Raw genomic sequence first — 11,257 nt, forward strand, 5'->3', positions numbered from 1 at the left:
GTAAGATCGTGCCCGGAAATTGAGGGTGAACATCATGCTGGAAACATTAGTGAATATGCTCTCTAGCGGAGCCGCTGAAAGCCACACGCCACAAACCGCCGTTGCGGCTGTGCTGTGTGCGGCGCTGGTTGGGCTGTTTAGCTAGCGAGTTAAAACGTAAAAGCCGGGTGGCGGCTACGCCTTACCCGGCCTACGTTTTCAGCAATGCGGCTTAAATCACCCGCGAGAACTGCTGCAAACGCGCTTTCTGCCGCAGGTAGGCATCAAAGCACATGCAGATGTTACGAATCAACAGACGCCCTTTCGGCGTGACCTCAATTGCACTCTCTGATACATCCACCAGCCCGTCTTTTGCCAGCGGCGCCAGGAGCTTCAGGTCTTCTGCAAAATAATCGCTGAAGTGCAGACCCCACTGCGACTCAACGTCGCTGAAATCGAGACGAAAATTGCAGATAAGCGCCTTAATCACGTCCCGACGGATGCAGTCGTCGCGCGTTAACGCAATGCCGCGCCACAGCGCGTTGCCCGTTTCATCAACCTGCTGATAGTACAGCTTCAGCTCTTTCTGGTTCTGCGCGTAACAGTCGCCAATCATGCTGATGGCGGAGACGCCCATCCCCAGTAAATCGGTATCACCCTGGGTCGTGTAGCCCTGGAAGTTACGGTGCAGTACCCCTTCACGCTGGGCGATGGCCAGCTCGTCATCCGGACGGGCAAAATGATCCATACCGATAAACTGATAGCCGGTCTCGGTCAGCGAGGTAATGGTTTCCTGCAGAATATCCAGCTTCTGTTGGGCAGAAGGCAGGTCAGCATCTTTGATTTTACGCTGAGCGGCAAAGAGCGTCGGAAGATGCGCATAGTTAAAGACGCTCAGGCGGTCAGGGTTAAGTTCGGCCACGCGCTTCAGCGTGAAGGCGAAGCTTTCCGGCGTCTGCTTTGGCAGGCCGTAAATCAGGTCAATATTGGTCGAGGTGAAGCCAATTTCACGCGCATGGTTGAGTAAGGCAAAGATAAATTCTTCGTCCTGCTCGCGGTTCACCAGGCGCTGGACCTCTTTATTGAAGTCCTGCACGCCCATGCTCAGGCGATTGAAGCCCTCGGCACGTAAATGATCCAGCACATCCAGTTCAATTTCGCGCGGATCGACTTCGATCGAGATTTCAGCGTCGTCGTTAAAACTGAAATTGCCGCGCAGCAGGGTCATAAGGCGGCTTATTTGCGCTTTATTCAGATAGGTTGGCGTGCCGCCACCCCAGTGAAGTTGGCTGACGTGACGGCCAGCAAACAGCGGCGCACGATGCAGAATTTCTTGTTCGAGCGCATCAAGATATTGGTCGGCTTTGTGCTGCTGACGGGTAACGATTTTATTGCAGCCGCAGAAGTAGCAGAGCTTGTGGCAGAACGGAATATGGACGTAGAGAGACAGCGGACGCTCCGGATAGCGCGCGACAGCCTGCTGAAAATCATCCTCACCGAAAGCATCGGAGAACTCCAGCGCAGTGGGGTATGACGTATAACGCGGCCCGGAATAGTTATATTTCTGGATTAGGGCCAAATCCCAGTCGATAGATGGTACAGACATGCTCACTCCTTCCGTTGGTGTCGCGTTCGTATACGGCGGCCCGTTCCGGCCCCATTGCGGGCCATCACTCGGGTGCGCAGCCACTTCTGTCGCCGCGACAACCGCCGTAGTTTAACGAATAACCACACCAGATAACATATAACCGGAAGGGTTATAAGCAGGACTATCGTGCCTGCCGGGTGCAAATGTTAGTTTCCACCCTTCAGAAGACGCATCATATCTTCCTGCTTTTCGTCTTCTTCTTCATCTTCGTCATCGTCGTATGACAGGCCCAGCTTCTGCATCAGTTCATCGATGCGATCCAGTTTGGCATCAACCCATGACTGCTCTTCGGCGGTCAGGGTTTCCCCCTCTTCAAGACGTTCCAGCAGCGCGTCCAGGCGCTCATCGTTCTCCAGCAAATCCAGCTCAGCCTGCGGTGAAAGCATAGGTTTCTCGCTCTTTGGTTTGTGCTGCTTAGTGACCGGGGTGTCTGTCACGCCCAGTGGAATGGGAGTTTTACTGCCGATACGAGGATCTTTCTGCTGTTTGCCTTTTGCAGAAGCGCCCGCTGCACCAACACCGCTGGCACGGCTACCCGCAGCATGACCGCGATGTTTTTTATCGCGTTTACGATCGCGCGCTTCCTGGTTCAGTTCTTCGCGCGTTTTGCGGCGTGCTTTTGCAGGGCGTTTCGCACCCGCAGCGGAGGTTGGTTTTTTCATGATGTTTTATCTTTAAGTCGTTTTCTTCAGTATAGAATTGCGGCGAAATCTAGCAGAAAGCAAGCAAAGAAAAAAGGCGACAGAGCAATCTGTCGCCTTTTTTCCTGACTCACAACCCTTAGCGGGTCAGACAATCCGTGTTTGCCAACAACAAACCCTGTTTATCCCTTGGCAAATACCGTCCATGATACGGTTCCATTTCCTGTTAAAACGCCTCCAGGCGCTGGTCATCCTGACAATCCTGCGTCTTCGCCTCCTGGCGCTCCTGACCCTAATCCTTAAGTCGATTTCCTGATGGCTTCCTCGCCCTGACGCACACTTTACCTTGTTCGCATAAACTAACAAGCAACGAAACGGTACAAAAAGAGATTTTCAGATAATTACCCAGAAATAAGCTTATGATTTAAAACAGTTTGCATTTTTTAACGCCTGCGAATTCTCTGAAATCTCCCATAGCATCTCTGGCCGATCTCTCACACCGTCTGGGGCTTTAACCTACAGGTCACATGCAATCAGAAAAGCCTTTTGCCTGCATTCGGGTATAATCCCCCTCAGATTACGATTTTGGAGACGACCACGTGACTACCTGGAACTACCAACAGACGCATTTTGTCACCAGTGCGCCCGATATTCGCCACCTTCCTTCTGACACCGGTATTGAAGTGGCATTTGCTGGCCGCTCCAATGCGGGGAAATCCAGCGCCCTGAATACGCTGACCAATCAGAAGAGCCTGGCGCGTACCTCAAAAACACCTGGCCGTACCCAGCTGATCAACCTGTTTGAAGTGGCAGAAGGCAAACGCCTTGTCGACTTACCGGGATACGGTTACGCACAGGTACCGGAAGAGATGAAAATCAAATGGCAGCGTGCGCTGGGTGAATACCTGGAAAAGCGCCTGTGCCTGAAAGGTCTGGTAGTGCTGATGGATATTCGCCATCCCCTTAAAGATCTGGATCAGCAGATGATCGACTGGGCTGTAGCAAGCGATATCGCCGTGCTGGTGCTGCTGACGAAAGCCGATAAGCTGGCAAGCGGCGCGCGTAAAGCGCAGGTGAATATGGTTCGCGAAGCGGTACTGGCGTTCAATGGTGATGTGCAGGTTGAGCCGTTCTCCTCGCTTAAAAAGCAGGGCGTGGACAAGCTGCGTCAGAAGCTCGATACCTGGTTTAGCGAGCTGGAACCCGCGACGGAAGCGGAAGAAGAGTAATACCGAGCGCGGCGATGGCCGCGCTTTTTTTTGCCTGAATTTTTCTTTGCCGCAATAAAAAACGCCCCAGTCATTACTGACTGGGGCGGCTAAAATATTCAGCCAAATCCGATTACGTGAAGTAAAAGGTCTGAAAGATAGAACATCTTACCTCTGTACCCTACGCCGATAACTCTACCCCTTTTTAAGCTGCAGAAAAAGCACTTTTTGTAGTTTTTTTTCATTCTTTACATAGGGAATTCTAATGATTGTCACAAAACGCGCGTTGTTATGTTGCAAACTTACATAAAACGCGCGTTATTCGCAGAAGCGTTAGTGAGCCTGATCCCAGTTTTCACCACTTCCTACTTCCACCAGCAACGGCACGTCCAGCGTCATGCTGCTTTCCATCAGTTCGTGGATCTTTTTCGATACGGCGTCGAGATCGTCTTTATGCACTTCGAATACCAGTTCATCGTGTACCTGCATGATCATTTTCACGCGAGGCTTCTCTTTTTCCAGCCAGGCATCAACGGCGATCATGGCGCGCTTGATAATGTCCGCCGCGGTACCCTGCATCGGGGCGTTGATCGCCGCACGCTCTGCGCCAGAACGCCGCGCCGCGTTGCTGGATTTGATGTCCGGCAAGTAGAGACGGCGGCCATCCAGCGTTTCGACGTAACCTTTCTCCTTCGCCTGCGCGCGGGTGCGCTCCATGTATTCCAGCACGCCCGGATAGCGTTCGAAGTAGAGATCCATATACTTTTGCGACTCTTTGCGCGGAATATTGAGCTGGCGCGAAAGACCAAACGCGCTCATGCCGTAAATTAAACCGAAGTTGATCGCTTTAGCGCTGCGGCGCTGTTCGTTCGTCACGCTGTCCAGCGGCAAACCGAAAACTTCCGCCGCGGTCGCCCGGTGGATATCCTTCCCTTCCGCAAAGGCCGTCAGCAAACCTTTGTCGCGGGACAGGTGTGCCATAATGCGCAGCTCAATATGCGAGTAGTCGGCCGAGACAATCAGGTAATCATCGGGCGCAATAAAAGCCTGACGAATACGGCGGCCTTCTTCATTACGTACCGGGATGTTCTGCAGGTTTGGATCGGTTGACGAGAGACGCCCCGTCGCCGCTACAGCCTGATGATATGAGGTATGCACGCGGCCTGTTTTCGGGTTGATCATCAGCGGAAGCTTGTCGGTGTAGGTAGACTTCAGCTTCGCGAGTCCACGATACTCCAGAATCACTTTTGGCAGCGGATAATCCAGCGCCAGTTCCTCAAGCACCTCTTCAGAGGTTGAAGGCGCGCCGCCAGGTGTTTTCTTCAGCGGTTTGATGCCCTGCTTTTCAAACAGAATGGTTTGCAGCTGTTTCGGTGAAGAGAGGTTAAACGGCTCGCCGGCAAGCTCATGCGCTTTTTGCTCAAGCTCGGTCAGACGCTGCGCGAGCTCACCGGAGTGGTTATGCAGCACCGTTGGATCGATCTTCACGCCGTTGCGTTCGATGCGGGACAGTACGGGGACCAGCGGCATCTCAATATGCTGGAACACGTTCAGCGGTCCTTCATGCTTCTGCAGTTTTGGCCACATCTTCAGGTGCAGCTGCAGCGTGACATCAGCATCTTCCGCCGCGTAGCGCCCTGCCTCTTCGAGAGCAATCTGGTTAAAGGTAAGCTGATTTTTCCCTTTACCGGCAATCTCTTCAAACGTGATCGTTTTGTGCTTGAGCCAGCGGTCAGATAAGGAATCCATATCATGACGGCCCGCGACGCTGTCCAGAATGTAGGATTCAAGCATAGTGTCGAAGGCTATTCCGCGCAGTTCAATGTCGTAGTTCTGCAGAATGCCGCGGTCGTACTTGAGATTTTGCCCGACCTTCAGCGCCTTCTCGTCTTCCAGGATCGGCTTCAGCAGCTCAAGCACGCGCTCACGGGAGAGCTGTTCCGGCGCATCCAGGTAATCGTGCGCGACGGGCACATAGGCCGCAAGACCGGGCTCAGTCGCAAAGGAGAGGCCCACCATATTGGCAGAGATGTTATCGAGACTGTCGGTTTCGGTATCAAAGGCAAAGACCGGCGCTTTTTTCAGCTTCTCGATCCAGGCAATCAGCTGCGACTCGTCAAGAATGGTTTCATAATTGTCAGAGGAAAGCACCGCGGCGGCTTCTTCCGCCTGCTCTTCTGCATCAACAACAATTGTCTCTTTCGGCTTTGCAGCAGGTTTGGCCCCTTTTGCCTGCAGCCATTTGCCGGCTTCCACGTCAGTGGTCCAGCGCTTAAATTCGTATTTCTTAAACAGGGTCAGCAGATCGTCAGCAGAAGGCTGTTGTACCTCCAGCTGTTCACAGCCAAGTTCCAGTTCGACATCGGTTTTGATGGTTGCCAGCTTATAAGAGAGATAAGCCACCTCTTTGTTCTCTTCCAGTTTTCCGGCCATGGTTTTTGCACCACGGAAGGTGAGCCCGGCGATTTTATCCGATTCCGCATATAGCGTATCCAGCCCGCCCAGCCCCTGAAGCAGCGCTTGCGCGGTTTTTTCACCAACACCCGGCACACCAGGGATGTTATCCGAGGAGTCACCCATCAACGCGAGGAAATCGATAATCAGTTCAGGCGGCACGCCATACTTTGTAACCACCTCTTCAGGTCCCAGAATGGTGTTAGTCATGGTGTTAATCAGGGTGATACCCGGCGTCACCAGCTGTGCCATATCTTTATCACCGGTGCTGATCAGTACCGGTCGGCCCATTTTTTCAGCTTCACGCGCCAGCGTGCCGATGACGTCATCGGCTTCGACGCCAGAGACGGCCAGCAGCGGCAGGCCCATCGCTTTCACCATGGCGTGCAGCGGCTCAATCTGCGCTCGCAGATCGTCAGGCATTGGCGGACGGTGGGATTTGTAATGCTCAAACAACTCGTCGCGGAACGTTTTGCCTTTCGCATCAAAAACGACTGCCGCATGGGTTGGCTGATACTGAAGAATCAGGCTGCGAAGCATATTCAGTACGCCGTACATTGCGCCGGTAGGTTCCCCTGCGCTGTTGGTCAGAGGAGGAAACGCATGATACGCCCGATACAGGTAAGAAGAGCCATCAACGAGAATAAGAGGGTTTTCTGGGATCTGAACCATAATGTCCGTGCCTTTAATCAATTTATGCGTAAAGGATGCCACAGAAGGATGAAAACATCAGTTATTAGCGCCAGATACCGGAAAAGATTTTGCGATCGTGAGGATCGTTCGCAAAATTAAAACTGTGGATAAGTTTGTGTATATTTTCACTTCATATGAATAACAGACGCTAAAAACACATTGGTGTTAATATTTAGATCTTAATTATCATATTGTTATGCTGTGAGATCTTCTCTATATGGCCAACTGGTGGCAATTTAGACTATGTGGATATTAGCCTTGATTCGCGCAGAATCACAGAGAAATCGTCTGCGACAGAGGAAAAGCCGCCAGTTCCTCACGTGAAAGCCCCATTACTTTGTCTGTTTTCTGATAAAATCAGCGCCCAGCGCCGAATAGTCGGCTGCCCACTTACAGCTAACCATTTGAAAAAGCTCATCATGTCGAGATTGCTCGCTGCAATAACATTACTGTTAAGCATCATTTTAACTATCCTGGTGACTATCGCCTGTTCTGTGCCGATCATTATCGCCGGGCTCGTTAAACTGCTGCTGCCTGTACCCGCGGTGTGGCGAGCCGTGTCCGCATTTTGTAATTTCATGATGTACTGCTGGTGTGAAGGACTGGCAGTCCTGTTGTGCCTGAACCCACACCTGAAGTGGGATGTCAAAGGGCTGGAGAGCCTCAACAAAAAAAACTGGTATCTGCTGATCTGCAATCATCACAGCTGGGCTGATATCGTGGTGTTGTGTGTGCTTTTCCGCAAACACATCCCGATGAATAAATACTTCCTTAAACAGCAGCTCGCCTGGGTACCTTTTATCGGCCTGGCCTGCTGGGCGCTCGATATGCCGTTTATGAAACGCTATTCGCGCAGCTATTTGATTCGTCATCCGGAGCGTCGCGGTAAGGATGTGGAGACCACACGCCGTTCCTGCGAAAAGTTTCGCGCGCATCCAACCACCATCGTAAACTTTGTTGAAGGCTCCCGATTTACGCAAGAGAAGCACCAACAAACTCGTTCCCCTTATCAGAACCTGCTGCCGCCAAAGGCCGCGGGCATTGCGATGGCGCTTAATGTGCTGGGCACGCAGTTCGATAAGCTCCTTAACGTCACGCTCTGCTATCCGGAAAACGATAGGACGCCGTTCTTCGATATGCTCAGCGGCAAACTGACGCGCATTGTTGTACGTGTCGATCTGGTCCCGATAGATGCCGAACTGCATGGTGACTATGTTAACGATAAGAATTTCAAGCGTCGTTTCCAGCAGTGGCTTAATGCGCTCTGGAAAGAGAAAGACGAACAGATAAACAGCATTAAATCTTCATACAAAAACGCCGGTCAGTGACCGGCGTTTTTACATCAGCGAAATTACTTCTTCTCAACCAGGTATTTCACGGTATCGGCGTACTGCTGTACAAAGATATCCATGCTGCTGGTGTCCATGCCCTGCATATTCAGCTGGTATTTGCCATTAACAAACATCGCCGGAACGCCCTGAAGCTGCAGGTCAGCCGCCGCTTTTTCCTGCTGAGCCACCAGTGACTTCACCACAAAGCTGTTCCATGCTGCGTCATAATCTTCACCTTTCACGCCGGCATCTACGAACACTTTACGGATATCCGCAGTGGTCTGAACGGTCTGGGTTTTCTGCACGGCTTCAAACAATGGGGACGTTACCTTATCTTCAACGCCCAGTGCGATAGCTACCGCCCACGCCTGAGTCAGGTCTTTACCCAATGGACCCAGGAACTCAACGTGGTACTTGGTCATTTTAGTGCCTTCAGGCAGCTTTTTCTTCACGTTGTCAGAAACATGCAGTACCTGCTCGAACTGATAGCAATGTGGGCAATAGAACGAGAAGAACTCCAGAACCTGTGGCTCGCCAGCGACAGGCTTGTCCAGCGTGATGTACTGTTTGCCGTCGGTAAACTGCGCCGCAGAAGCGCTAAATGCCAGAATCATACCTGCCAGCGCCAGCCAAATTTTTTTCATGATTAACTCTCTCCTGGGTGTGTCTAATTAATACATCGGCGTTAATTGCAGAGGGGGCTCCTGAAGAACCTTGACCTGCTCAGTAAATGTAGATATCTGGCTACGCCAGTAATCCTCTCCGGTAAGCCACGGGAAATTTCGAGGAAATGCGGGATCGTCCCAACGCCTGATTAACCATGCGAGATAATAAACAAAACGCATAGCACGTAAAGGCTCAATCAGGGCAATTTCGTCTGAATTAAACGGACTAAACTCTTCGTAGGCTTCAATAATGGTTTCAAGCTGCATGCGTTGCTCGGCTTTGTCGCCATTGAGCAGCATCCACAGATCCTGTACAGCTGGGCCCATGCGCGCATCATCGAGATCGACAAACAGCGGGCCATCACGCCAAAGAATATTGCCGGCGTGACAATCGCCATGCAGGCGCAAAACGGAAATATCATCGCGCCAGCAGGTTTTAACCGCAGCAATCAGCTTATCGGTGGCGTTGAGGAAATCATCCTTTAGCGCAGCAGGGATCATTGCAGACGTTTCAAATATTTCACGCGGTTCAAGAAGGTATTCCTGAATCCCGATAGTCGGGCGGACAATAAAGGCTTTTTTGCGTCCCGTCTGGTGTATACGCCCCAGATAGCGAGCCACCCACTCCATTTGATCGATATTATCCGCCTCAAACTGGCGACCACCCAGACTCGGGAATACCGCGTAATAAAACCCTTCGTGCGTGAGGAGCGTCTGGTTATTGAATTTTAGCGGTGCGGCAACGGGGACATCGTCATCCAGCAGATCGTGAGCAAACTGATGCTCTTCCTGAATTTGTTCTGCGGACCAGCGTTCAGGACGATAGAACTTTACGACGAAGCGCTGACGATCCTCATCCTGAAATTGATAGACGCGGTTTTCGTAGCTGTTTAACGGCGTTAGCCCGGAATCCACCCGAATGCCCTGTTCAAACAGGGCATCCATAATGGTGTCCGGGTGTAATGTCTGGAAAGTAAAAGCCTGGTCGTTCATCCGATCATCCGGAAATTATACGAATGATTCAGGATATCATCTTGTGGCGATTTCGGTGCCGCCGCTTACAAGCTTTTACTCTTTAATTACGCCTCGGGCGCGCAATAATGCGGTCTTAAAATCTTCCTCATAATCTTTCTGAATACCAGGAATAACAGCATCTTTGGCAGAGTCACGCATTTTGAGGTGATAGATCAGGATGTCGTCAGAAAGGTCTGCTAGTTCGCCGTCAAAACCTGACTCTTTCGCCAGTTTCTGTAAAAATTGCATCAGATTCAGCTCTGGCTCTTTTTGCCAGGCGGGCTGGAGGAGTTCAATAACTTCATTCAGACGTTTACATTTCATGGTGGTGCTCCTTTCATTTAGAGTGACACGTTAGCAGGGTCAATCCCACAATAAAAGAGGCGATATTTGTGAATCGTAGCCAGGAAATCATCGGGGTCGTTCTGGCGGGTGGCCGAGCAACACGAATGGGGGGAAAAGATAAGGGGCTCCAGCTCCTTAACGGCAAACCCTTATGGCAATGTGTCGCTGATACGCTTGCAGGCCAGGTGACCACAATGGCCATCAGTGCGAACAGGCATATTGCCACTTACCAGCGCAGCGGGTACGCCGTTTATCAGGATAGCCTTGAGGATTACCCGGGACCGCTGGCCGGTATGCTTTCGGTCATGCAACAGTCGCACGGAGAGTGGTTTATGTTCTGTCCCTGCGATACGCCGTTTATTCCGTCCTGCCTTGTCGAGCGTTTGTTACTGCTCCGTGGCGCAGCGCCTGTGGTTTGGGTACATGACGGCGAGCGTGACCATCCTGCAATCGCGTTGATGCACCGATCGTTAGCGCCTGCCCTGCAGGCATATCTGGCTGCGGGAGAGCGCAGGGTGATGGTCTTTATGCGCGAGTCCGGCGGCCATTCCGTTGATTTTAGCGATTTGAAACCAGCGTTTGTGAACGTGAATACGAGTGAAGATTTGCAGATGATGCAGGAGAAAAGATGATACCTGTTGTAGCCATTTCCGCCTGGAGCGGGACCGGGAAAACCACTCTGCTGAAGAAGCTCATTCCTTCCCTTTGTGCCAGAGGCATTCGTCCAGGGTTGATCAAGCACACCCACCATAATATGGATGTCGATAAACCGGGAAAAGATAGCTATGAGTTGCGTAAAGCGGGTGCCGCGCAAATGATGGTGGCAAGTACTCAGCGCTGGGCATTAATGACAGAAACGCCGGATGAAGCACCGCTGGATCTGGCTTATCTGGTTAGCCGGATGGATCATTCCACGCTGGATCTGGTGCTGGTTGAGGGTTTTAAGCATGAGGCCGTGCCTAAGATCCTGCTGTTCCGAAGCGATGTCGGGCATGATGTCAGCGAGTTAGCGCTTGATGAGCACGTGATTGCCGTAGCCAGTGATGTTGTGCTGTCGCTTGAGGTTCCGCTGCTGGATTTAAACGATGTGGATGGGATTGCGGAGTTTATTGTGGCGTGGAGTGAGGTCTGACTTGCCGGATGGCGGCTTTGCCTTACCCGACCTACAAAATTCGGTGATTCAAAAACGCAAAAAGGCCATCCTTGCGGATGGCCTCTCTACTTATTTGATGCCTGGCAGTTCCCTACTCTCACATGGGGAGACCCCACACTACCATCG

General features: G+C 51.7%; 11 protein-coding genes. 5 read left to right on the forward strand and 6 right to left on the reverse strand.

The genetic code is table 11. The features are described 5' to 3' along the window. Positions 1-34: 34 nt before the first annotated feature. On the forward strand, positions 35-145 hold the full coding sequence (locus M2433_RS22780) for a YshB family small membrane protein (RefSeq protein WP_032670298.1): 111 nt from the start codon (positions 35-37) through the stop codon (positions 143-145). 66 nt (positions 146-211) lie between these two features. Here the strand turns inward: M2433_RS22780 and hemN are convergent, their stop codons facing one another. Next, positions 212-1,585, reverse strand: a complete 1,374-nt coding sequence (gene hemN / locus M2433_RS22785) for an oxygen-independent coproporphyrinogen III oxidase (protein WP_429057812.1) — start codon at positions 1,583-1,585, stop codon at positions 212-214. A 188-nt stretch (positions 1,586-1,773) separates the two neighbouring features. After that, complete coding sequence (gene yihI / locus M2433_RS22790; RefSeq protein ID WP_047345538.1) at positions 1,774-2,289, reverse strand: Der GTPase-activating protein YihI; 516 nt, start codon at positions 2,287-2,289, stop codon at positions 1,774-1,776. A gap of 578 nt (positions 2,290-2,867) precedes the next feature. Here yihI and yihA point away from each other — a divergent pair. Next, positions 2,868-3,497 (forward strand): ribosome biogenesis GTP-binding protein YihA/YsxC, encoded by a 630-nt coding sequence (yihA, locus tag M2433_RS22795; RefSeq protein ID WP_023309768.1) that lies wholly within the window; start codon positions 2,868-2,870, stop codon positions 3,495-3,497. A gap of 312 nt (positions 3,498-3,809) precedes the next feature. Here yihA and polA read toward each other — a convergent pair whose 3' ends face one another. Then, the gene (gene polA / locus M2433_RS22800) at positions 3,810-6,602 is read right to left on the reverse strand and encodes a DNA polymerase I (protein WP_429057815.1); all 2,793 of its coding nucleotides are present in this window, start codon (positions 6,600-6,602) and stop codon (positions 3,810-3,812) included. 440 nt (positions 6,603-7,042) lie between these two features. Between polA and M2433_RS22805 the strand changes: the two genes are divergently transcribed. Beyond that, complete coding sequence (locus M2433_RS22805) at positions 7,043-7,951, forward strand: acyltransferase (protein WP_429057816.1); 909 nt, start codon at positions 7,043-7,045, stop codon at positions 7,949-7,951. A 23-nt stretch (positions 7,952-7,974) separates the two neighbouring features. On the opposite strand, the gene dsbA is transcribed toward M2433_RS22805, so the two are convergent. From dsbA to M2433_RS22820, 3 genes are all read right to left on the reverse strand, one after another. Then, positions 7,975-8,598 (reverse strand): thiol:disulfide interchange protein DsbA, encoded by a 624-nt coding sequence (gene dsbA / locus M2433_RS22810; RefSeq protein WP_429057818.1) that lies wholly within the window; start codon positions 8,596-8,598, stop codon positions 7,975-7,977. A gap of 27 nt (positions 8,599-8,625) precedes the next feature. Continuing rightward, the gene (locus tag M2433_RS22815) at positions 8,626-9,612 is read right to left on the reverse strand and encodes a serine/threonine protein kinase (RefSeq protein ID WP_429057820.1); all 987 of its coding nucleotides are present in this window, start codon (positions 9,610-9,612) and stop codon (positions 8,626-8,628) included. Between the two features lie 75 nt (positions 9,613-9,687). After that, positions 9,688-9,957: a YihD family protein gene (locus M2433_RS22820; RefSeq protein WP_003861904.1), complete on the reverse strand. Its 270-nt coding sequence runs from the start codon at positions 9,955-9,957 to the stop codon at positions 9,688-9,690. Between the two features lie 68 nt (positions 9,958-10,025). Here M2433_RS22820 and mobA point away from each other — a divergent pair, with 68 nt between their 5' ends. Then, a complete protein-coding gene (gene mobA, locus M2433_RS22825; protein WP_429057823.1) occupies positions 10,026-10,610 on the forward strand; it encodes a molybdenum cofactor guanylyltransferase MobA in 585 nt (194 codons plus the stop codon). Further along, entirely contained in the window at positions 10,607-11,110 is a 504-nt protein-coding gene (mobB, locus tag M2433_RS22830; protein ID WP_429057824.1) for a molybdopterin-guanine dinucleotide biosynthesis protein MobB, read from the forward strand. The genes mobA and mobB overlap by 4 nt, the downstream gene beginning before the upstream one ends. Positions 11,111-11,257: the final 147 nt, after the last annotated feature.

Source organism: Enterobacter sp. AC1 (assembly GCF_050434705.1).
Classification (GTDB): domain Bacteria; phylum Pseudomonadota; class Gammaproteobacteria; order Enterobacterales; family Enterobacteriaceae; genus Enterobacter; species Enterobacter cloacae_L.